General features: G+C 71.3%; 19 protein-coding genes. 10 read left to right on the top strand and 9 right to left on the bottom strand.

Annotation, left to right across the window (positions count from 1 at the left end):
* Nucleotides 1–8: 8 nt before the first annotated feature.
* The 3 genes from OHA65_RS24025 to OHA65_RS24015 all read right to left on the bottom strand — a co-directional run bounded on the left by OHA65_RS24025 (nt 9) and on the right by OHA65_RS24015 (nt 1,961).
* Nucleotides 9–407 carry a WhiB family transcriptional regulator gene (locus tag OHA65_RS24025; protein WP_371644670.1) on the bottom strand — a complete coding sequence of 133 codons (399 nt, stop codon included), beginning with the start codon at nt 405–407 and terminating at the stop codon, nt 9–11.
* 202 nt (nt 408–609) lie between these two features.
* Complete coding sequence (locus tag OHA65_RS24020) at nt 610–1,209, bottom strand: TIGR03086 family metal-binding protein (RefSeq protein ID WP_405762392.1); 600 nt, start codon at nt 1,207–1,209, stop codon at nt 610–612.
* A gap of 65 nt (nt 1,210–1,274) precedes the next feature.
* Nucleotides 1,275–1,961: a DUF1707 domain-containing protein gene (locus OHA65_RS24015; RefSeq protein ID WP_405762390.1), complete on the bottom strand. Its 687-nt coding sequence runs from the start codon at nt 1,959–1,961 to the stop codon at nt 1,275–1,277.
* A gap of 150 nt (nt 1,962–2,111) precedes the next feature.
* On the opposite strand from OHA65_RS24015, the gene OHA65_RS24010 reads away from it, so the two are divergent.
* Complete coding sequence (locus OHA65_RS24010; RefSeq protein ID WP_327285187.1) at nt 2,112–3,782, top strand: fumarate hydratase; 1,671 nt, start codon at nt 2,112–2,114, stop codon at nt 3,780–3,782.
* A 92-nt stretch (nt 3,783–3,874) separates the two neighbouring features.
* Here OHA65_RS24010 and OHA65_RS24005 read toward each other — a convergent pair whose 3' ends face one another.
* The 3 genes from OHA65_RS24005 to OHA65_RS23995 are packed head-to-tail and all read right to left on the bottom strand — an operon-like array spanning nt 3,875 to nt 5,479.
* Entirely contained in the window at nt 3,875–4,723 is an 849-nt protein-coding gene (locus tag OHA65_RS24005) for a helix-turn-helix transcriptional regulator (RefSeq protein WP_327285186.1), read from the bottom strand.
* 14 nt (nt 4,724–4,737) lie between these two features.
* Nucleotides 4,738–5,253, bottom strand: a complete 516-nt coding sequence (locus OHA65_RS24000; protein WP_328763523.1) for a DUF6879 family protein — start codon at nt 5,251–5,253, stop codon at nt 4,738–4,740.
* The gene (locus tag OHA65_RS23995; protein WP_327285184.1) at nt 5,225–5,479 is read right to left on the bottom strand and encodes a hypothetical protein; all 255 of its coding nucleotides are present in this window, start codon (nt 5,477–5,479) and stop codon (nt 5,225–5,227) included. The genes OHA65_RS24000 and OHA65_RS23995 overlap by 29 nt, the downstream gene beginning before the upstream one ends.
* 793 nt (nt 5,480–6,272) lie before the next feature.
* Between OHA65_RS23995 and OHA65_RS23990 the strand changes: the two genes are divergently transcribed.
* The 4 genes from OHA65_RS23990 (at nt 6,273) to OHA65_RS23975 (ending at nt 10,592) form a co-directional block, all read left to right on the top strand.
* Nucleotides 6,273–6,422: a hypothetical protein gene (locus OHA65_RS23990; RefSeq protein ID WP_327285183.1), complete on the top strand. Its 150-nt coding sequence runs from the start codon at nt 6,273–6,275 to the stop codon at nt 6,420–6,422.
* Between the two features lie 5 nt (nt 6,423–6,427).
* Complete coding sequence (locus tag OHA65_RS23985; protein WP_329314422.1) at nt 6,428–7,477, top strand: protein-L-isoaspartate(D-aspartate) O-methyltransferase; 1,050 nt, start codon at nt 6,428–6,430, stop codon at nt 7,475–7,477.
* Between the two features lie 324 nt (nt 7,478–7,801).
* Nucleotides 7,802–8,596: a glycerophosphodiester phosphodiesterase gene (locus tag OHA65_RS23980; RefSeq protein WP_405762388.1), complete on the top strand. Its 795-nt coding sequence runs from the start codon at nt 7,802–7,804 to the stop codon at nt 8,594–8,596.
* 121 nt (nt 8,597–8,717) lie between these two features.
* Complete coding sequence (locus tag OHA65_RS23975; RefSeq protein WP_405762386.1) at nt 8,718–10,592, top strand: DUF4153 domain-containing protein; 1,875 nt, start codon at nt 8,718–8,720, stop codon at nt 10,590–10,592.
* 132 nt (nt 10,593–10,724) lie between these two features.
* On the opposite strand, the gene OHA65_RS23970 is transcribed toward OHA65_RS23975, so the two are convergent.
* On the bottom strand, nt 10,725–12,254 hold the full coding sequence (locus OHA65_RS23970; RefSeq protein WP_328763518.1) for a ricin-type beta-trefoil lectin domain protein: 1,530 nt from the start codon (nt 12,252–12,254) through the stop codon (nt 10,725–10,727).
* 105 nt (nt 12,255–12,359) lie between these two features.
* On the opposite strand from OHA65_RS23970, the gene OHA65_RS23965 reads away from it, so the two are divergent.
* The 3 genes from OHA65_RS23965 (at nt 12,360) to OHA65_RS23955 (ending at nt 17,390) form a co-directional block, all read left to right on the top strand.
* A complete protein-coding gene (locus OHA65_RS23965) occupies nt 12,360–13,763 on the top strand; it encodes a class II fumarate hydratase (protein ID WP_327285178.1) in 1,404 nt (467 codons plus the stop codon).
* 103 nt (nt 13,764–13,866) lie between these two features.
* A complete protein-coding gene (locus OHA65_RS23960) occupies nt 13,867–14,565 on the top strand; it encodes a DUF402 domain-containing protein (protein WP_328763515.1) in 699 nt (232 codons plus the stop codon).
* A 734-nt stretch (nt 14,566–15,299) separates the two neighbouring features.
* Nucleotides 15,300–17,390, top strand: a complete 2,091-nt coding sequence (locus OHA65_RS23955) for a SpoIIE family protein phosphatase (RefSeq protein ID WP_329316408.1) — start codon at nt 15,300–15,302, stop codon at nt 17,388–17,390.
* An 86-nt stretch (nt 17,391–17,476) separates the two neighbouring features.
* Here OHA65_RS23955 and OHA65_RS23950 read toward each other — a convergent pair whose 3' ends face one another.
* Complete coding sequence (locus OHA65_RS23950; RefSeq protein ID WP_327285176.1) at nt 17,477–19,711, bottom strand: transglycosylase domain-containing protein; 2,235 nt, start codon at nt 19,709–19,711, stop codon at nt 17,477–17,479.
* A 233-nt stretch (nt 19,712–19,944) separates the two neighbouring features.
* Here OHA65_RS23950 and OHA65_RS23945 point away from each other — a divergent pair, with 233 nt between their 5' ends.
* Together OHA65_RS23945 and OHA65_RS23940 are read left to right on the top strand one after the other, a co-directional pair.
* Complete coding sequence (locus tag OHA65_RS23945; protein ID WP_327285175.1) at nt 19,945–20,853, top strand: SPFH domain-containing protein; 909 nt, start codon at nt 19,945–19,947, stop codon at nt 20,851–20,853.
* Nucleotides 20,850–21,125: a hypothetical protein gene (locus OHA65_RS23940; RefSeq protein ID WP_405762384.1), complete on the top strand. Its 276-nt coding sequence runs from the start codon at nt 20,850–20,852 to the stop codon at nt 21,123–21,125. The genes OHA65_RS23945 and OHA65_RS23940 overlap by 4 nt, the downstream gene beginning before the upstream one ends.
* 139 nt (nt 21,126–21,264) lie before the next feature.
* Here the strand turns inward: OHA65_RS23940 and OHA65_RS23935 are convergent, their stop codons facing one another.
* Nucleotides 21,265–22,212: a hydrogen peroxide-inducible genes activator gene (locus tag OHA65_RS23935; protein WP_327285173.1), complete on the bottom strand. Its 948-nt coding sequence runs from the start codon at nt 22,210–22,212 to the stop codon at nt 21,265–21,267.
* Between the last annotated feature and the right edge of the window lie 86 nt (nt 22,213–22,298).

Genomic DNA, 22,298 nt, shown 5'->3' with positions numbered 1-22,298 from the left:
TACGGGTTTCAGCCCGCGGCGGCTATCGGCCCGGCTCCCGGCGCCTGGCGCAGTTCCGCCGCCCGGCGCCTGCGGCGGGCCAGCACCACGCGGCGCTCGGCAGCGGTGAGCCCGCCCCAGACCCCGTACGGCTCGGGTTGGAGGAGTGCGTGCTCGCGGCAGGCGACCATCACCGGGCAGCGGGCGCATACGCGCTTGGCGGCCTCCTCGCGGGAGAGCCTGGCCGCGGTCGGCTCCTTGGAGGGGGCGAAGAACAGCCCCGCCTCGTCCCGGCGGCACACCGCCTCCGCGTGCCATGGTCCGTCGTCTTCCCTCGCCGGCACCCGCGGCTTCGGCACGGCGGCCGGACGCGCCTGAAGGCTCTGTACGGCTGCTACCTGCAGGGACTGATGCGGCGGATGCTGCACGGTCTACTCCTGACGACGTATACGCAAGCGAGAGACGATGCACCTGTCCCTACCCGCTGTGCGCGCCCCTATGCACTGCGTGGAGCAAGGGCGCCCCCCGGACGAAATTCGACCGAAACGCGACGCCGTCGTGCACGGGCACACCGTCGTGCACGGGCACGTCCCCGCCCGCGCCCGAACGCTTCCTCGCCCGTACGGCCCCTCATGCCCGCGGCGGAGTCCAGTCGGGGCGCCGGCCGAGGTGGGCGAGCAGCGAGCCGACCGGGTCGGCGGCGGGATCGGGGGCGGGCACGAGCGCCGCGGCGCGGGCGAAGCCGCGCAGGGGCTCCGCGAGCGCCTCCGCGGTCGGGCGCAGGGCCGCGGCGAGGGCGGGGGTCAGCGGGGAGGGCCTGCCCGTGGCGACGGCGATGTCCCAGGCGTGGACGGCGGCGTCGAGGGCGGCCGCGCCGACCGCGGTCTCGGCGGGGACCGCGAACGGGGGCAACGGTACGGCGACCTCGATCGTGCCGGGCGCGACCCCGGCGAAGGCTTCGGCCGCGGCGTCGAGCGCCGGAGCCAGCAGCTCCGCGGGGGCGCCGGGCAGGGTGGCGGAGGGTGCGAAGGGGTCCTCGGCCGGGCCGGATCCGCCGGTGAGGCGGGCGGCGTAGGCGAGCTGGTCGCCGGCCGCGTGCCGGAGCACTTGGCCGACGTTCCACCGGTCACAGGGCGTCGGGCGGCCCCAGGCGTCGGCGGGCACGCCGTCGACGGCGGAGCGCAGCGCCTCGTGCGCACGATGGAGCACGGCCCACGTAAATGCGGTCATGGGCCCGATCGCATGGGCGCCCTCCGGCCAAGTCGACTGATCCCGAGGGGCAGTTGCCCCGCGTCCTACCTCTCCAGGCGCTTGCGTATCTTGAGGGCGAGGTCGACCAGGCGGGCGCCGAGCTTGGGTCGGGCCTCGATGTTGCCCAGCAGGGCGAAGCCGCGGATGATCACCACCGGTGCGTGCGGGTCTGTGGTCTCGGCGCGGCCCTCGCCGTGCACCTCGAAGTTGCCGAGGACGCCGCTGCCGTAGCCGCGGAGCGTCACGTTCTCCGGGACCAGGATCTCGACGTTGCCGAGCACGCTCGTCACGTTGATCTCGGTGACCTGCTGCTCGAAGACGGCCTCGGTGAGGTCGATGTTCACGTCGCCCAGGACGGAGACCACGCGGGTGTGCGCGCCCGGGCGCCAGCGGCCCTTGCGGGTGGAGCTGCTGCACACGGCGACCACGGTCTCCGAGACCGGGGTCAGGCCGGCCGGCACCGGCGTCGGGGCCTGTGCGTACGCGGGCGCCGCGGCGGCGCCGCCGGGCGCGGGGAGATCCCGTACGAGCACTTCCAGCTCCCCGACCGTCTTCACGGCGTACAGGGAGTCCAGGCGATCGGAGTGCTCCTCGGCGGTCAGCCGACCCTCGGCGAGGGCGTCGGCCAGGATGGCCGCGATCCGGTCGCGGTCGGCGTCGGAGGCCCGCAGTTCGGCGGGGGCGGCTCCGGGGGCGGCGGCAGGCGCGGCGGGCTTCTTTTCCAGGTCCACGTCGGCCAGCATAGCGACACGCGATAGATCGCGATAGTCGAGAGTGAGCCTTACCTCACAGACACAGCCCGGGACGGAGGTCCTACGCTTGATAGCCGCGCTGCCAATTGGTCGCCAGCGCCGTCTGCCGAGTGAGGAATGACTGCCGTCATGCCAGAGTTTGCGTACACCGACCTGCTGCCCCTGGGCGAGGACACCACCCCCTACCGGCTGGTGACCTCGGAGGGCGTCTCGACCTTCGAGGCCGACGGCCGTACGTTCCTCAAGGTCGAGCCCGAGGCGCTGCGCAAGCTCGCCGAAGAGGCCATCCACGACATCCAGCACTTCCTGCGCCCCGCGCACCTCGCGCAGCTGCGCCGGATCATCGACGACCCCGAGGCCTCGTCGAACGACAAGTTCGTCGCGCTCGACCTCCTCAAGAACGCGAACATCGCGGCGGCCGGCGTCCTGCCGATGTGCCAGGACACGGGCACGGCGATCGTGATGGGCAAGCGCGGCCAGAACGTCCTCACCGAGGGCGGCGACGAGGCGGCGCTCTCGCGCGGCATCTACGACGCGTACACCCGCCTGAACCTGCGCTACTCGCAGATGGCCCCGCTCACCATGTGGGAGGAGAAGAACACCGGCTCCAACCTGCCCGCGCAGATCGAGCTGTACGCGACGGACGGCGGCGCGTACAAGTTCCTCTTCATGGCCAAGGGCGGCGGCTCGGCCAACAAGTCCTTCCTCTACCAGGAGACCAAGGCGGTCCTCAACGAGGCCTCCATGATGAAGTTCCTGGAAGAGAAGATCCGCTCGCTCGGTACGGCGGCCTGCCCGCCCTACCACCTGGCGATCGTCGTCGGCGGCACCTCCGCCGAGCACGCGCTGAAGACCGCGAAGTACGCCTCCGCGCACTACCTGGACGAGCTGCCGACCGAGGGCTCCCCGCTGGGCCACGGCTTCCGCGACGAGGCCCTGGAGCAGCAGGTCTTCGAGCTGACCCAGAAGATCGGCATCGGCGCGCAGTTCGGCGGCAAGTACTTCTGCCACGACGTCCGCGTCGTCCGCCTGCCCCGCCACGGCGCGTCGCTGCCGGTGGCCATCGCCGTGTCCTGCTCGGCGGACCGCCAGGCCACCGCGAAGATCACCGCCGAGGGCGTCTTCCTGGAGCAGCTGGAGCGCGACCCGGCCCGCTTCCTGCCGGACACCACGGACGAGCACCTGTCCGAGTCCTCGGACGTCGTCGCCATCGACCTGAACCAGCCGATGGACGACATCCTGGCGACCCTCACGCAGCACCCGGTGAAGACCCGCCTCTCGCTGACCGGCCCGCTGGTCGTGGCGCGCGACATCGCGCACGCCAAGATCAAGGAACTGCTGGACTCGGGCGCGGAGATGCCGCAGTACCTGAAGGACCACCCGGTGTACTACGCGGGCCCGGCGAAGACCCCCGAGGGCTACGCCTCGGGCTCCTTCGGCCCGACCACGGCCGGCCGCATGGACTCGTACGTCGAGCAGTTCCAGGCGGCGGGCGGCTCGAAGGTCATGCTGGCCAAGGGCAACCGCTCCCAGCAGGTGACGGACGCCTGCGGCACGCACGGCGGCTTCTACCTCGGCTCGATCGGCGGCCCGGCGGCGCGCCTGGCCCAGGACTGCATCAAGAAGGTCGAGGTCCTGGAGTACGAGGAGCTCGGCATGGAGGCGGTCTGGAAGATCGAGGTCGAGGACTTCCCGGCGTTCATCGTGGTGGACGACAAGGGCAACGACTTCTTCACTTCGCGTGAACCCGAGCAGCCGACGTTCACCAGCATCCCGGTGCGCGGCCCCGGCCTCGGCTGAGCCCGGTAGCAGCACCTGTTGAGAGCCCCTGGCATCCGCCGGGGGCTCTCTGCTTGATCTGAGGTCTCATGTCCGGCTGGATGCGACCGCTCTCAGTCCAGGGCCGCCAACGCACCCGCTACGAGGGAACGTGCCGCAGCGCCCCGCACAGCCCCTTGTGAGAGCCGGTCGAAGGCCCGGGCGTACAGCTCGACCTGACTCGGCTGAGTGAGCGTGGAAGCGGCGTCCAGCGTGTCCGCGTGCACCCTGGTGTCATCGAAGATCGTGAAGGTTGGCATGGGCCATACGGTCCGTTGCGCCGAGAACGGGATGACGCCCACGGCGACGTTCTGGAGATCCATCACCCCGAGCAGGTGACCAAGTTGGGCTGCCATGGTTTCCGGACTGCACATCCGGTACCGCAGTACGGCTTCCTCCAACACGAAAGAGAACCGTCGGGCGCCATTGTTCAGCACCGCGTTTCGTCGTATGCGGGCCGCCACGGCGTCACTCACATCGTCCGGGGTCCCCCGGAAGCCCGCGATGGACGACAGCAGAGCACCGGCGTATCCAGGTGTCTGGAGGAATCCGGGGATCACGTCCGAGACGTAGACCCGAAACATCTTGGTCTGCTGGTACAGGTCCCCCGTGGACTCTTGCAGGCGGCGGAGACCGCTCCGCTGAAGTCGTCTCCACTGAACGTGCGCATCGGCTGATTGCCTGTTTGCCGCGATCAGGTCGAGGACCTGATCGTCAGCGGAGCAAGCTCGGCACCACGCCCTGATGTCAGCGTCGGAGGGAGGTGTCTTGGCATTCTCGATCCGGGACGACTTCGACTCCGACCAACCGCATCTGACGGCCAGCTCCCGCCCGCTGATGCACGCATCCCTTCGTATCTCGCGCAGACGGCCGGCAAGGTCTTCGCGGGCCTTCTGCACGCTTGAGGACGGGTGCGGGGGCATGGAGCTGGCTTTCGTCAGATCTCGTACTGGTCGTGCGGAATCGCTCGCTCCCAGACTGCTTCGAAGGCAGCGGAGCACAGCTTTACGGTCTCCGGGTCGGACGTGATCTCGTCCTCGACCACTGCTCCGTCGCCGGAGAAGTGGTGCACACGGAGGAGAGCGCCGTCGAACAGCCAGAAGTCATTGCCCGGCAGGGGGATGCTCGTTGCCCGGCGGCGTGGCAGCCACCGGACTGCCTCACCCGCCGTGACGTTGGCGTGGGTGACGTAGTGCTCCCAGCGGATGTAATCCGATACCGGCTCGGAGACCACCCGGGCTCGGCGGACAGTTACGCCACGGGCCACAGTGTCCTTGATCAACTGATCGTAGGGATGCCACCAGGACTCGCGGTCATCCCAGTTGATCCGCTCACCGCGCTTCCACGCCTCGAACCGATCAGTCGGGGCGTAGGAGTCGCGCAGCTCCAGGTGGACAGCAGATCGCTCGCACTGGCCAAGCAGCTCAGCGAAGCTGGGCACGCTCGACGGCATCACACGCCTCCCTGATCACCGGGATCATCCGGGCCGGAATCCTCACGATGGCTTCGCTGTCGGGGACCGGCCCGTTCGCGGGGCTGTTCGCCTCGCACTCCGCCTGAGTCTCGACGCTCGGCTTCCATCCCTGCAACAGGATCTCCTGAGCTTCCGCGTCCGCCCACACGGTGGGGCAGTGGTCCCGGTCCGTGTTCGGGTCGATGCCGACGAACTGTACGGCCATGGCTGGCTCCCTGGTCTAGGTGCTTGCTCGGGCTTACATGAGGCTCTCCGAACAGCAGATACGGCGTCAATAGCGCTATCGGCCATGCGAATTGGTGTGCAAGGTCATGCAAGTTTGTGGAGCCTCAAGCCAGCCGCTCCCTAAGTTCGTTCCGTCGACTTCGGGAGCGATCGGGAGGACGCCATGGCGGGCACCGTGCATACGGTGGAACAGGCGTGGGAGTACGTGACCTACACGGAGAAGCGTGAGATGTGCCCCGCATGCAAGAAGCCCATCCGGCTCGATCGGCCTGCCCGACGGGGGATGCTCGGGCGGTCGGACGGGAATCCCGCCGTTGCCTACTGGCACACCAGCTGCGCGCCCGAGGGGGCCCGCCGGTGAGACGCGTTCTCCGGTACGCGCAGCACCGGATCATCAGGCACCCCGAAGCCAAGGTGAACGTGGCTGCGTCCTGCCAGCAGCGTGAATGCTGCTGGCAGTCGTCCGAGAGTTCCGATGTGGCCGACGTCGACCGTCAGTGCATGGCCCACACCGGACTGACGGGCACGACGCATTCACCCGGAAGTTCACGGACGTGGCACTCGTCCTGCGGGTGGACGAGTGAAGGACGGCGGTGCGCAGCCCTCACGCTTGCGTGCCGTCCTGGTCACCCTCGGGGCGGTCGCGTGGACCCTCACCGTGGCGCTGATGGTCGCCCGAGGAGCACGCGCCTGATGGCGCACAGTCCAGCACAGACCCCCGCTCCTCACGGGGCGGGTGCACGTTCGTCAAACCGACTACCCAGGAGGAACCAGTGAGCGGAAAGCACGGCGGCGGTACGGGCAGCGGCCAGGGCGGCAGTCAGCAGGACGACGGCAGCAGCGGGCACGGACACGGAGGCGGCGGCACCGACACCGGTAGCGGCGGCAACTCCTCCGACGGCTCCGGCCCCGCGAAGAAGTAGGTCAGATGGCCGCGCGCACAGAAGAGGCGGGCCCCCAGGGGCTCGCCTCCGCGCTCGTCCAGTCGGGCGCTCTGCACTCCGATTGGCTGCCGACATACAAGGCAGTCCTTCGAGACCGGTTCGTGCCCGACCGCATTTGGCCGGGCATCCCTGACGGCACCCGACAGAACCCGTTGGTGGACCGCACCACGGCCCCCGACGCCTGGCTCCGCGCGGTGTTCTCCGACATCCCTCTCACGACGCAGTGGGACGACGGCAACCATGCGGGTGACGGCCTCGGCACGACCCCGAGCAGTTCCAGTTCCCAACCACACATGGTGTTTTCGATGCTGGCCGATCTCGATGTGAGGGACGGCCATCGGGTCCTTGAGATCGGTACGGGTACGGGCTGGAACGCGGGTCTCCTCTCACACCGACTCGGGTCGGGGAACGTGGTCTCCATCGAGTTCGACCCCGAGGTGGCCAAGGGTGCGGGCGAGAACCTTCGGGGTGCACTCCTGTCCCCCCTGGTGATCGTGGGAGACGGCCGGCTGGGCTACGCGGGAGGTCGCCTGACCGTGAACGACGACGGCACGGCGAGCGGCCACTTCACCCGCTCCAGCGCCTTCATGCGCCTGCGACAGCAGCGCCAGAACCAGCCCCCGCACAACGAGTACCTCAAGGACCAGGAATGGCCCGCAGACGGCGACAGGAGCACGACGACGCTCTCTCCCGCCGAGGTCGGTGGGTGGCTCGAACAGTTCGTGATCGGGCTCTGCATGCCGGGGGCGTTCTGGACGGTAGAGCGCTACGCCGATGGCGCGTACACGCTGTGGACGTACAGCACCGACACGAAGTCGTGGGCCTCGGCCGACTATGAACCGGAGCGACAGGAGTACGACGTAGTTCAGTGCGGCCTCCGCAGGCTGTGGGACGAGACCGAAGCCGCCTACCGCTGGTGGGTGCAGCAAGGGCGACCCGGATTCGATCGCTTCGGCCTGACCGCAGACAGCAACGGCGGACGGACGTGGCTCGACTCCCCGAACAACCTCGTAACGGTTCACCACTCCGCATAGCGGTGGACAAACGCAAGAAGAACCCCCCAGCGGAAACTGGGGGGTTGTCTGCACCGAGAGAAGCGGACGATGTCGCATTCTCCGCTCCACGCTTCATGGGCTTTCCCCAAGAAAGCTTCAAGACATTCGCTCCCCTCACTCGCCGTTTAGCCTCGCGCTTGCCAGCGGGGCACTTGCTTCACAACGTTCTTCCGCCAGGGTGGCGGACTCAAGAAGGCCGTTTAAACGCCGAGGGCATGAACGCGTCACGGCGGCCCCGGCCGTTCAGCCACCCGGGAGCGTCCCGTACCGGGGTGGTCACCGCATCCGGCTAACGTCTGGGGCATGACTGAGCTGTTCTCCCCCGCCCCGCGCGACGTGCGGGTCATCGCCCATCGCGGGGCTTCCCACGAGCACCCCGAACACACCCTCGCCGCGTACCGGCAGGCCATCGCCGACGGCGCGGACGCGCTGGAGTGCGACGTGCGGCTGACCGCCGACCAGCGGCTCGTCTGTGTGCACGACCGGCGGGTGGAGCGGACCTCCGACGGACGCGGCGTGGTCTCCGAGATGACCTACGAGCAGCTGGCCGCGCTCGACTTCGGCGGCTGGAAGGGCGAGGAGCACCGCGGGGCACGGGTGCTCCTCTTCGAGGACCTGCTCAAGGAGGCGCTGGCCGCCGACCGGCCCGTCGGGCTGGCCGTCGAGACCAAGCACCCCACCCGGGCCGGCGGCCGGCTGGAGGCCGCGCTCGTGCGCATGCTCAAGGAGCACGGGCTCGCCGACGGCTGCGGCGGCCGCGTCGAGGTGATGAGCTTCTCCCGGAACGCCCTGACCCGTTTGCACCGGCTCGCGCCCGGGCTGCCCTCCGTGTACTTGATCGAGCGCAGGCTCCGGCCGGTCCGGCCGCCGTTCGCGACCCATGCGGGCCCGGGGATCGACCTCGTACGCCGCGATCCCGGGCTGGTGGGGCGGTTGCGGGCGAAGGGGCTGCGGGTGCGGGTGTGGACCGTGGACGAGCCGGAGGACGTCGAACTGTGCCTGCGGCTCGGGGTGGACACGATCATCACCAACCGCCCGCGTCAGGTCCGTGAGCAACTGGAATCGCTCCGGACGGCCGGCGGAGCGTCCCGCGCCTGATTGTCACCGTCCTGCCACAAGAGCTTCTTGAATCTGTTCAAAACTGTGTGCCATCGGCCTACCCTGTCGGCCGCGCCGCCCCTCACCCGTGTCTCGGGGCGGCCTACAGGGGAGGGACCTGATGTCCGAGAACGCCGACCAGCCGGAACACGAGGCTGCCGGGAACGGTGCCGCCGCCGAACCGGTGGTGCCACAGACCACGAAGGGGTCCGAAGGGCCGCCGGGGGACGGCCCCCCGGGTGACGGCCCCCCAGCCACCACACCGGCGCCGGCGCCGGCACCAGCAGCACCCGCAGCGACAGAGGCACCGGCAGCCACACCGGCACCAGCAGCTACGCCCGCAGCGGCAGCCGCACCCGTAGCGACAGAGGCAGCGGCACCGGCTCCGCCGCAGCCGCCCGCACCCGGCCTGCCCGGGCACGACCCGGCCGCCTGGCACGCCTGGCTGATGTGGCAGCACCAGCTGCGCCACCAGCAGGCCCAGGCCCGGGCCGCCGAGAAGGCCGCGTCCTCGATCGGTAACCGGGTCCGCCCCGCCGAGGCCGCTCCGATCCGCACCGCCGCCCTCGTGGCCGTGCTCGTCGGCGGTCTCGCCTGCGCCGTCCTCCTCGGCGACGGCCTCGGCCCCGGGCTGCTGTTGGCGGCGCTGCCGGCCATGGTGGCCGCGTACGTCTCGGCCCGGGCGGCCGGCCGCACGGCCCGGCCCTGGACGCTCGTGTGGGTCCTCGGCTGCGTGGCCCTGCTCGGCGTTCCGGCCCTGCGCGACTCCGCCTGGCCGGCCACGCTGGCGATCCTCGCCGTCATCGTGCTGGCCGCACTGGCCCTGCACGGCAGCAGGCGGTGGCCGGGGGTGCTGCTCAGCCCGGCCGGGTTCGCCCTCACCGCGGTCACCGGGATCCGCTGGGCCTGGCAGGGCCTGCGTACGCGCGGTGGCGGCCTGCGCCGCGACCAATGGCTGCCCGTCGCCAAGGCGACCGTGGTGGCGGCCGGCCTGCTCCTCGTCTTCGGGGCGCTGTTCGCCTCCGCCGACGCCGCCTTCGCCGACCTGCTGGGCGACCTGGCCCCGAACGTCTCGCTCCCGTACGCGCCGCTGCGGGTCCTGCTCTTCCTGCTCGGCGTGGTCCTCGCGCTCGCCGTCGCCCGCACCGCCGCGGCTCCGCACCGCTGGGACCGGGTCGAGGTGGCCCCCGGCAAGGCGCGCTCGCGGGTCGAGTGGGGTCTGCCGCTGATCGTGCTCAACCTGCTCTTCGCCGGCTTCAACTCCGTGCAACTGGCCGTGCTGTTCGGCGGCTACCGCAAGGTTCTGGAGAGCACCGGACTCACCTACTCCGAGTACGCCCGCCAGGGGTTCTGGCAGCTCCTCTGGGCCACCGTGTTCGTCCTGGCGGTGATCGGGCTCGCCCTGCGATGGGCGCCGCGCGGCACCGCGGCCGACCGCCGCTTCGTCCGGTCCGTCCTGGGCACCCTGTGCCTGCTGACGCTGGTCGTGGTCGCCTCGGCGGTGCGCCGCATGGACCTGTACGTCGCCGCGTACGGGCTGACCAGGCTGCGGCTGTCGGTGGTCACCATGGAGCTGTGGCTCGGTCTGGTGATCGTGCTGCTCATGGCGGCCGGGGTCGCCGGAAGCCGCTGGCTGGCCCGCGCCGTGGTCGGCAGCGCCGCGCTGACGGTGTTGGCCTTCGGACTGCTGTCCCCGGACGGGATGGTCGCCGAGCGCAACGTGGCCCGGTTCGAGCAGGACGGGAAGATCGACCTGGCCTACTTCCGCTACCTGTCGGCGGACGCTGCGCCCGCCCTGGACCGGCTTCCGGAACCCCAGAGGTCCTGCGCCCTGCTCGGGATCCGCGACGACCTGCGCTCCGCGGGCGAGGCGCCCTGGTACGCCACGAGCCTCGGCGAGCGCCGCGCCCGCGAGGTGCTGCGCGAACGCCCGCTCGCGCCGTCGGCCCTCAAGGAGTGCGGTCGGCTCGGCGGGTTCGGCGCCCGCTCCGAGTAGCCGGGCGCAAGGACACCCGGATGCAAAGACACCCGGCCGGGGTACGCCGGCCGGGTGTGGGGGGATGGGGTGGTGCGGGGCGGGGTTGCACGCTGCGCCCGCTGCGCGCCGCGCCGTCAGGTGCTGCGCGCGCTACACGAAGCGCTGGTTCGCCGTGCCGTTGCAGGTCTGCAGGCGCAGCCGGTCGTGGGCGGCGGCCACGGTCAGGCACATGCCGGGGGAGGCCGCGGGGCGCAGGGTGGCGCCGTCGCGGACCCATTGCTGGTTCGCGCCGCCGTGACAGTTCCAGAGGATCAGGCCGGTGCCGGCCCCGTAGTTGGCGCCCGGGGCGTCCAGGCAGCGGTCGTGGGTGAGCTCGATGTGGACGGACTTGTTCGCCGAGTCGTACCACCAGCCCTGGTTGCGTCCGCCGTGGCAGTCCCAGCCCAGGACGGCCGTCTCGTTGGCGCTGGAACCTCCTTTGGCGTCGAGGCAGTTGCCGGTCGCCTCGTTCTTCAGGGGCCGGTACAGGTCGTCCCAGGCGCCGGCTTGGAGTACGGGCGTGCCGGTGCTCGCCGGGTCGGCGCAGGAACCCTCGCGCAGGCCCGAGTTGTAGAGCTGGGTCAGGCAGGAAGCGAACGCGCCGTGGCCGCGGTAGTTGGGGTGGAAGGACTGGCGGGCGGTGTTCTCGTCCCACGGGAAGTGGTCGCCGAGGTCCAGGTAGAGGCCGCGGGCCCAGGTGTCCTCCATGCACACCTCGTGGCCCTGGAAGAGACGCGAGTTGTCCAGGTACGTCGCGCCCGAGGCGAGGGCGGCCGCGCGCATGCCCTTCTCGAAGGTGGGCACCGCGTAGTTGCGGCCCCAGGCGGCGTCGGAGTCGTAGCCGGCGCAGCCTCCGGGGAGCTTGCCGGGGAAGTTCGGGTTGTCGTAGAAGTCGGGCCCGATGGGGCTGGGGTAGCCCATCACGACGAGCTTGTAGTCGGAGTCGGCGTAGCCCGCGTCGCGCATCACCGTCTTGAGGTCGGCGACGGTGGACTCGACCTTGGGCTTGAGGCCGTCGACGCGCGCCTGCCAGCCCGGACCGTACTTGGGCTCGCAGGTGCCCTGGCTGAGCACCCAGCGGGTCACGCAGTCGGTCATGACCGGGCCGAACTGGAGGTCGTCGTTGGCGCCGGCGACGAGCAGCACCATCTTGATCTTCGTGTTGCGGGCCTTGACGGCGAGGCTGTCGCTCTGCACCAGCTCGTCGGCGTACTGCTTGCTGCCGCCGATCCGGATGTTGCCGGTGTAGCCGCCGGAGCACGCGACGTTGAAGGTCAGGTCCGCCGGGATGCCGGTGCGGTGGATCGCGGAGTCCGGCGAGCGGTGGCACTGGTTGTTCGGGGTGTTGGTGGCCGGGTCGTAGTTGCCCACGCCCTCGCCCGAAATCTCGCTGTCGCCGAGCGAGATCAGGCCGGTCTTGCGCTCGTTCAGCGGGCGGATCGCCGCGTCGCCGTAGATCTTGACGGCCTCCGCCGCGCGGATGGCCTCCAGCTCGGGCGAGAGCGGGGTCGCCGCGGCGGCGGGGCCGGTGGCCGCGTGGGCCATGGGGGTGATGGCGGTGACGCCCCCGAGGGCGGCCGCGACGGCCGCGACGGCGGCGAAGGAAGATCTGAGTCCGGGTCTCGTACGTACACGTGCCATGAACGCCTCCCCTGTCGGTGTTACCCACGGTATTTACTGGCCGGTAGGGGACTTGGGAACACTTCGAACAAGACAATTGCTCAACTTTTTGAGGAGGCAACGAACATGACCGATGATCAGAACCAGGGCCCCTACCGGACCGAGCACGATTCGATGGGCGAGGTACGGGTGCCCGCGCACGCCAAATGGCGAGCTCAGACCCAGCGCGCGGTGGAGAACTTCCCCGTCTCCGGGCAGCGCCTGGAGCGCGCCCACATCGAAGCGCTCGCACTCGTCAAGGCGGCGGCCGCCACGGTGAACGCGAAGCTCGGGGTGGTGGATGAGGACGTGGCCGAAGCGATCCGGTCCGCCGCCGCGGAGGTGGCCGGGGGCCGCTGGGACGAGCACTTCCCCGTCGACGTGTTCCAGACCGGGTCCGGGACCTCGTCCAACATGAACACCAACGAGGTGATCGCCACCCTGGCGAGCGAACGCCTCGGCCGCGGCGTCCACCCCAACGACCACGTCAACGCCTCGCAGAGCTCCAACGACGTGTTCCCGTCCTCCATCCACATCGCCGCGACCGCCGCCGTCACGCGCGAGCTGATCCCGGCCCTGGAACACCTGGCCGCCGCCCTGGAGCGCAAGGCCGCCGAGTTCGCGGAGGTGGTGAAGGCGGGCCGGACCCACCTGATGGACGCCACTCCGGTGACCCTGGGCCAGGAGTTCGGCGGATACGCCGCCCAGGTGCGCTACGGCATCGAGCGGCTGCGGGCGGCCCTGCCCCGGCTCGCCGAACTGCCGCTGGGCGGGACCGCGGTGGGCACCGGGATCAACACCCCGCCCGGGTTCTCCGCCGCCGTGATCGCCGAGGTGGCCGCCGCGACCGGGCTGCCGCTGACCGAGGCCCGCAACCACTTCGAGGCCCAGGGGGCGCGGGACGCGCTGGTGGAGACCTCGGGGATGCTCCGTACGATCGCCGTCTCGCTGACCAAGATCTCCAACGATCTGCGCTGGATGGCCTCGGGACCACGCACGGGATTGGCCGAAATCAATCTGCCCGACCTCCAGCCGGGCTCCTCGATCATGCCCGGGAAGGTCAACCCGGTGGTCCCGGAGGCCGTACTCATGGTCGCCGCACAGGTGACCGGCAACGACACGACCGTCGCCGTCGCGGGCGCGGCAGGCAATTTCGAGCTCAATGTGATGCTCCCGGTCATGGCCAGGAACCTGCTGGAATCGATCCGGCTGCTCGGTAACGCGAGCCGCCTGCTGGCCGACCGCACCATCGACGGGATCACCGCCAACGAGGCGCGGGCCAGGGAGTTCGCCGAGTCCTCCCCCTCCGTGGTGACCCCGCTGAACCGGTACATCGGCTACGAGGAAGCGGCCAAGGTCGCCAAGAGGGCCCTCGCCGAGCGGAAGACGATCAGGGAGGTCGTGCTGGAGTCCGGCTACGTCGACCGCGGCGACCTGACCCTGGAACAACTGGACGAGGCGCTGGACGTCCTGCGGATGACCAGGCCCTGAAAACGTTTCTGGTCAGGGGCCGGATTCGGTCGTTTCCCGTCCCCGCACACCTCCGTGACCTGCACCGCAGCGGGCGCAGGGGCCCCAGCCCTAAGATCTGCGCATGACAGGTACCGGAGGCCGCGGGGGCGGCGACGACGCGCAGGGCACCCGCTGGCGGCCCGGGGAGCAGGTCCTCTGGCGCTACCGCGACCACGCCCCGGACCTGAAGGGCGCGGTCCACATCTGCCGCCCGGTGACCGTGGTGCGGGACACCGACGAGCTGCTGGCGGTGTGGATGGCCCCCGGCACCGAGTGCGTCAAGCCGGTGCTGGCCGACGGCACCCCCGTCCACGAGGAACCCCTGGCCACCCGGTACACCGCGCCGCGCACCACCGTGCGGGCGCGGTGGTTCGGCGCCGGCGTGCTGAAGCTGGCCCGGCCCGGGGACCCGTGGTCGGTATGGCTGTTCTGGGAGCACGGCTGGCGGTTCAAGAGCTGGTACGTGAACCTTGAGGAGCCGCGGACCCGGTGGTCCGGCGGGGTCGACTCGGTGGACCACTTCCTGGACATCTCCGTCTACCCGGACCGCACCTGGGAGTGGCGCGACGAGGACGAGTTCGCACAGGCCCAGCGGTCCGGTCTGATGGACGCCGAACAGGCCCACCGGGTGCAGGTCGCGGGGCGGGCGGCGGTGGACGTGATCAAGGCGTGGGGGGCGCCGTTCTCCGACGGTTGGCAGGACTGGCGGCCGGATCCCGCCTGGGGAGTTCCGGCCCTGCCGGAGGACTGGGACCGCACTCCGGCGCATATGACCTCATGAGACCCTTGATGCGCCCCCGGGGTTCAAACGTAAGATCTGCCTCCGCAGGTCGCGCGCGGGAGGTGCGCCAGACCGCACATCCGTAAATGTCGTGCCGTACGCAGGACTTGACCGGAGGTCAACGCAGAGCGAGAGGTAACGAGCGGGACGCGGAACCGCGGGCGATGGTGCCCCCGCCGCTGAGCGGGTATACCGCGACTGACCGAGTTGAGTGCAGCGCACATCGAGCGCAAACGGACGGAATTCCACGCGTGACGGAGTACCCCACCTCGCAGGAGGGCCCGCAGCCTACCGCGGCCGCCGCGACACCGGCCCCGGGCGGCCCCGCCGTGCCCGCTCACGGCGGCGGTGCGGACGAGCTGGGCCACGGCAAGGCCCCCGTCCCCGCGGCCGAGGCCGTACGCGGTTCGGCCGTGCCCGGCGACGACCCCGTCCGCTCGGACGTGCCGCGCCCGCGCGCCGAGGGCGTCCCCGCCCCGCAGGAGGGGAGCCCCCGGCCGGCCCGCGGCCGCTCCCGCGCCGCCAGCCAGGGCTCGGCCGGCCGCCGCGGCCGCGACGCCGAGTCGGCCCGTAACACCGCGGCGGGCGGGTCCCGTTGGCGCGACGGCGAAGCCGCCCGGAACGCCGCGCACACGGCGGCTGCCCCCGACGAGGACCCGGCCGCCGGGCGGCCCCACGAGGCCCGGGGCGGCAAGGACCGCCCGGCCGAGGGCCAGGACCGGCAGGCGACCGCGATACCGGGCGGCTCACACCCCCGCGCCGCGCAGCCCGCCCCGGACGGGACCACCCCCACGACACGCCCCCGCGCGGCCGGGGCCGGCGCCTCCGCACAGGCCGAGGCCGAAGCGCAGGTCCCCACGGCGCGCACCCGCGACGCCCGGGGCGAAGCCGCCGCGCCCACCGCCGCGCCCAGCGGTCCCGCCGCCACGCCCGCTGCCGATGGGGACGGGCCCGAGGTCCGGACCCGCGACGCCGCGCCGGACACGGCCGACACTGACACCGACATCGACACCGGGACGGCCGACGCGACGCCCGGCAGCGCCGGCGGGCCGGCGCCGGACGGCGGAGTGGCCCGGCGCGAGGGCGACCGGCTGCGGTTCGTCGGGGCCGCGACCCGGCGGATCGCCCGCGGCATCGACCTCGACGAGATCGTGCTCGGCCTGTGCCGGGCCACCGTGCCGACCTTCTCGGACGCCATCCTCGTCTACCTTCGCGATCCGCTGCCGGTGGGCGACGAGCGTCCCGTCGGTCCGGTCGTTTTAAGGCTGCGCCGCACCGACCGGCTCCGCCCGATCGACGACCTGACCGGAGCGGAGGGCGCCGGGGCCGCGGGGGCCGCCGGCGAGCTCGACTTCAGCCAGCTGCCGATGGTCGGCCCGCAGGGTGACCTGCCCGCGGCCGAGCTGTGCGAGATCCGCCCCGGCGGGGCGCTCGCCGAGGTGCTGCGCGGCGTACGGCCCGTGTTCGGGTCCGCCGCCGGGGCCAAGGACGCGCTGCCGGAGCTGCTCGGCTCGGAGCACCCCGTACCGCGCGGCCAGCGGGCCATCCTCGCGCCGCTGAGGGGCCGCCGCCGCGTCATCGGCGCCGCGGTGTTCCTGCGCAGCCCCGAGCGGCCCGCGTTCGAGCAGAACGACCTGCTGGTCGCCGCCCAGCTGGCCACGCACACCGCCCTCGGCATCGACAAGGCGGTCCTGTACGGCCGCGAGGCGTACATCGCCGACGAGCTCCAGCGCACCATGCTGCCCGACGGCCTGCCCCAACCCACAGGGGTCAGGCTGGCCTCGCGCTACCTGCCCGCCGCCGAGACGGCCCGGGTCGGAGGCGACTGGTACGACGCGATACCGCTGCCCGGCAGCCGCGTCGCGCTCGTCGTCGGCGACGTCATGGGCCATTCCATGACCTCTGCCGCGATCATGGGCCAGCTCCGCACCACGGCACAGACCCTGGCCCAGCTGGACCTGCCGCCCGCCGAGGTGCTGCACCACCTGGACGAGCAGGCGCAGCGCCTGGGCTCCGACCGGATGGCCACCTGCCTTTACGCGGTGTACGACCCGGTCTCGCACCGGATCACCATCGCCAACGCCGGCCACCCGCCGCCCGTGCTCCTGCACCTGGGCGGCCGGGCCGAGGTGCTGCGCGTGCCGCCCGGCGCCCCCATCGGCGTCGGCGGCGTGGACTTCGAGGCCGTCGAGCTGGACGCCCCCGCCGGGGCCACCCTGCTGCTGTACACCGACGGCCTGGTGGAGTCCCGGCTGCGCGACGTGTGGACCGGCATCGAGCAGCTGCGCGAGCGGCTCGCCACCACCGCCCAGCTGACCGGCCTGGACCACCCGCCGCCGCTGGAGGCGCTCTGCGACGACGTCCTGGACATGCTCGGCCCCGGTGACCGGGACGACGACATCGCGCTGCTCGCGGCCCGCTTCGACGGGATCGCGCCCAGTGACGTCGCGTACTGGTTCCTGGACCCGGAGGAGACCGCTCCGGGCCGGGCCCGCCGGTTCGCCCGTCGCGCGCTGACCCGGTGGGGCCTGGAGGAGCTCCAGGACTCGCTGGAGCTCCTGGTCAGCGAGGTGGTCACCAATGCCGTCCGGTACGCGGAGCGGCCCGTGACGCTGCGCCTGCTGCGTACGGACGTACTGCGCTGCGAGGTCGGCGACGACTCGCCGCAGCTGCCGCGCCAGCGCCGGGCCCGGGAGACCGACGAGGGCGGCCGCGGGCTGTTCCTGGTCAACCGGCTGGCCCGCCGCTGGGGCGCCACCCGACTGAGCAGCGGCAAGGTGGTCTGGTTCGAGCTCCCGCTGCCGGGGGCGAACGACCGGCGCTGAACCCGCGCGGTACCCGCCCGCCAACACCGCCGCCCCGCAGCACGGATGCTGCGGGGCGGCGGTGTGTCAGGGGCCGTTCGATCGTCCTACGGGAGGGTGATCGGCGGGCTCTTGCTCGGGTCCGGGCTCTTGCTCGGGTCCGGGCTCTTCGAAGGGCTCTTGCTCGGGTCCGGGCTCTTGCTCGGGTTCGGCGAACTCTTGCCGGGGTCCGGGCTGTTCTGCGACGGCGAGACGGGCGTGGACGGCGCGCTGGAGGACGGGGAGCTCGACGGGGAGCTGCTGCGGCTCGGCGCGATCGTGGGGCCCATGTCCGCCTCGGAGAGGTCGAACTCGCCGGTGTCCGCGCCCTTCAGCGCTGCCAGCGTGTACGCCTTCCAGATCTCGGCCGGGAAGCTGGAACCACCCGCTCGGCCACCACCCGCGGTACCGGTCAGGGTGGTCTGCTTGGCCGTGCCGGGCTCCTCGCCGAACATCGCGACGACGGTGACGAGTTCCGGGGTGTACGCGGTGAACCAGGCGGCCACGTTGGACTCGGTCGTACCGGTCTTGCCGGCGGCCTCGTAGGCGGAGCTCCGCACGGCCTTGCCGGAGCCGTCCTGGACGACGCCGGTGAGCACCTTGGTCACCGTGTCGGCGGTCTCGCGGGTGATGGCCTGGCTGCCGACGGACTCGACGGGGGTGAAGCTGCGGTCGGCGTGCTTGGCGCTCTTGATGACCGTCGGGGTGATCCTCTTGCCGTGGGCGTCGAAGGTCGCGTAGACGCCGGCCATCTCCAGGGTGTTGGCGCTCATCGTGCCGAGCGACATGGCCGGCTTGTCCTCCGGCCAACCCGGGCGGTCCTTCATGCCGAGCTGGAGGGCGGTCTTCTTCACCTTCGGCGGGCCCACGTCCACGATCATCTGGGCGTACACCGAGTTCACGGAGGAGTTGGTGGCCGCCTGGACCGTGAGCAGCGGGTCGCCGTAGTTCGCGTTGTCCTGGTTCTGCGGGGCGAACGGGGTGTCGCTACCGACGACCGGGCGCTTGCTGGTGCCGTCGTAGAGGGCGTTCGGGGTGATCGCCTTGCCGTCGTGCGTCTTGGCCTTGGTCTCCAGGGCGGAGGCGAGCACGATCGGCTTGAACGTCGAGCCGGGCTGGAAGTCCTGGCGCAGGGCGTTGCTCGACCAGTGGTCTCCGAGGCCGGTGCCGCCGTACATCGCGACGACCGCACCGGTCTTCGGGTCCACGGAGGTGGCGCCGGCCTGCACGGCGGCGTCGACGGGCCGGTCCTTGCGGTCGAGCTTGGACTCCAGCTCGTCCTGGACGGCCTTCTCCAGCGCGGCCTGCTTCTTGGGGTCGATGTTGAGGGTGATCTCCCAGCCACCGGCCTGGAGCATCTGGGCGGTCATACCGGTCTGCCTGCGCAGCTCGGCGTCGGCCGCCTGCTTCAGGTAGCCCTTCTGGCCCTCCATTCCGGGGGCCGCCTTGGGCTTGATCGGCTCCTGGAACTTCAGTTCCTTGCGCTTGGCGGGGTCCAGAGCACCCATCTCGACCATGTTGTCGAGGACGCCGTTGAAGCGGACCATGACCAGCCGCTTGCCGTTCGGGCCTGCGGTCGCCCAGTCGTAGTCGCTGGGGGCCTGGAGGACGGCCGCGAGGTACGCGCCCTGTTCCAGCGTCAGCTTGTCGACGTCGACGCCGTAGTAGGCCTGCGCGGCGGCCTGGATGCCGTAGGCGCCGCGACCGAAGTAGCTGGTGTTCAGGTAACCCGCGAGGATGTCCGGCTTCTCCATGCGCTGGTCGACCTTCAGGGAGATCACCAGCTCCTTGAGCTTGCGGGTCGGCGTCTGGTCCTGGTTCAGGTAGAAGTTCTTGACGTACTGCTGGGTGATCGTCGAACCGCCGGCCTTGCCCTTGCCGGTGACCGTGTTGAACAGGCCGCGCGCGATGCCCAGGAAGTCGACGCCCTGGTCCTGGTAGAAGGACTTGTTCTCGATGGCGATGAAGCCGGTCTGGACTTCCTTGGGGACCCGGCCGATCGGGACGATCTCGCGGTTCATCTTGCCGTCGCGCGCCATGATCGAGCCGTCGGCGTACTTGTAGACGTTGCTCTGCGTGAGGGCGTCGACGTTCGGGTCGGGCTCGTCCACGTAGAAGTAGAGGGCGACGAGTGCGCCCATGCCGAGCAGGACCATTCCGAAGAACGCCCCGAGGATCTTCTTCCAGGTGAAGAAGCGACGTATGCCGGTCCGTTTGCCGGTGCGCCCCTTCCCTCCGGCGCTCCCGCGCGGCGCCCGTCGCGCACTGCGCTGCTGCGCCTTACGCGCTTCTGCTCGGCCCATCGCTCCCGCTCCGCTCGATTTCCCCCCCGACGTCAGCTCAGAAAGCTAACACCGCAGGTTGTGACAAAGGTCAGCCAACCATGGCCAATACTGGTCATTTCGGACGTGAGAATCAGCACCCACATCAAGGGAACCGACGCGCGGCAGCCCCATAGGGTTGCGGCGGCCTGAAAAAGTGATATCACTTTGCTAGGCGGCTCGACCAGCCGCGACCAAGCGAATCGGGGCATAAGATGACGAATCTGGCGGCACCCTCTGGAGAGGTACGGGAGTTCACCGCGCGCAGCGTGGGCGGTGGACTCGCCCTGCTGCTGGGGCTGTTGGGGGCGGTGGTGGGCGCCGCGCTGATCGCCCTCGGCGTGACGGCCGGCGGAGACGTGATGCACGCGTCCCTGATACCGCCCGGCGTCCTGCTGATCGTCCTCGCGGTGGTCTCGATGAGCGGGCTGAACACGGTGGCCCCGGGCGAGGCCCGCGTGGTCCAGCTGTTCGGCCGCTACCGGGGGACGATCCGCACGGACGGCCTGCGCTGGGTCAACCCGCTGACCTCGCGGGAGAAGATCTCCACCCGGGTCCGCAACCACGAGACGGCCGTCCTGAAGGTCAACGACGCGTACGGCAACCCCATCGAGCTGGCCGCCGTCGTGGTGTGGCGGGTGGAGGACACCGCGCGGGCCACGTTCGAGGTGGAGGACTTCACCGAGTTCGTCGAGACCCAGACCGAAGCGGCGGTCCGGCACATCGCGATCGAGTACCCGTACGACGCGCACGAGGAGGGCGGGCTGTCCCTGCGCGGCAACGCCGAGGAGATCACCGAGAAGCTCGCGCTCGAACTGCACGTGCGGGTGGAAGCCGCAGGAGTCCAGATCATCGAGTCCCGCTTCACGCACCTGGCGTACGCTCCGGAGATCGCCTCCGCGATGCTCCAGCGCCAGCAGGCGGGCGCGGTCGTGGCGGCCCGCAAGCAGATCGTCGAAGGTGCGGTCGGCATGGTCGAACTGGCCCTGACCCGGCTGGCGGAGGAGGACATCGTGGACCTGGACCCGGAGCGCAAGGCCGCCATGGTCTCGAACCTGATGGTGGTCCTCTGCGGGGACCGGGCCGCCCAGCCGGTCGTCAACACGGGCACGCTCTACCAGTGAGCCCCGCCGGCGAGCCGCAGGACCTGCAACCGGGCCGGGGCCAGGAGAAGGCCCCGCGGGCGGGGCGGCAGGCGCGCAAGCAGGTGCTGCTGCGGCTCGACCCGCAGGTGTACGACGCCCTCGCGCGCTGGGCGGGCGAGGAACTGCGCAGCGCCAACGCGCAGATCGAGTTCCTGCTGCGGCGGGCCCTGGCCGAGACCGGCCGCCTGCCGGGCGGGGCCGCCCCGATCCCGCCGCGCGGCCGGCCCCGCGTCCCGCCCGCCGAGTCCTGACGGCCCGGGCCCTGGCAGTGAGCCCGCTCGGCCTGCCGCTGCCGCTACTGCGGCGGCGGCTGCTGATGCGACCGGGTGGTCTGCTACGCCGTGACGCCGGGTGCGCGCAGGCCCGTACGCCCGCCCCTGCGGGAGCGCCCTACTCGGCCGGCCACACCGGGAGCGGGCGCACGGCTTCGCGCAGTGAGCGGGCGATGGCCCGGAACTCCTCCTGGCGGGCCGTCCCCGTCCGCATGGCCAGCGCGATCCGCCGCGAGGGCGCGGGCTCGGCGAAGTACCCGGTGGCCAGGTACTCGTTGCGGGCGGTCTCCAGCCGCAGCGCGGTGCGCGGCAACAGGGTCACCCCCAGTCCCCCGGCGACCAGTTGTACGAGGGTGGACAGTCCGGCGGCGGTCGTGGTGACGTCCGCCCCGTCGCTGCGGCCCGCCTCGCGGCAGATGTCCAGGGCCTGGTCGCGCAGACAGTGCCCCTCGTCGAGCAACAGCAGTTGCAGGCCCCGCAGTTCCTCGCGCGGGATGTCCTTGCGACCGGCCAGCGGGTGCTCCCGGGGGGCGAGGAGTACGAAGTCCTCGTCGAAGACGGGTAGTTCAGTGACGCCGGGGACGCCGAGGGGCACCGCGAGCAGCAGCAGGTCGAGCCGGCCGCCGGCCAGCCCGTCCAGCAGCGAGGAGGTCTGTTCCTCGTGCACCTGGAGGTCCATCCGAGGGTAGCGGCGGTGGAACAGGCCGAGGACGGTCGGCAGCAGGTAGGGGGCCACCGTGGGGATCACTCCGAGCCGCAGGGCCCCGGTGAAGGGCGCCCGCACCGCCTCGGCCTCCTCCAGCAGCCCGCCCATGGCGTCGAGGACCACCCGGGCCCGGGCGGCGATCCGCTCGCCGGCAGGGGAGAGCAGCACCTTGCGGGTGGTGCGCTCCAGCAGTTGGACGCCGAGGGCCTCCTCCAGCGCGGAGACGGCGCCCGAGAGCGCGGGCTGGCTCATTCCGATGGCCGCGGCGGCGTCCCGGAAGTGCAGGTGTTCGGCGACGGCGGCGAACGCGCGCAGCTGCGCGAGCGTCGCCTGCTTCGCTCCCCTGTTGCCGACAGCCACTGATAGGTACCTCCGATCACCCGCCACCAGACTAGCTCCGGCGGCTCCCCCCGACCTCCGTGCCCTGCGGGCCTCGGGACGGTGCG

The sequence above is a fragment of the Streptomyces sp. NBC_00045 genome (genome assembly GCF_045041095.1).
Taxonomy (GTDB): Bacteria; Actinomycetota; Actinomycetes; order Streptomycetales; family Streptomycetaceae; genus Streptomyces.
The sequence above is the reverse complement of the archived record's forward strand: the minus strand, read 5'-3'. Positions and strand labels throughout refer to the sequence as shown.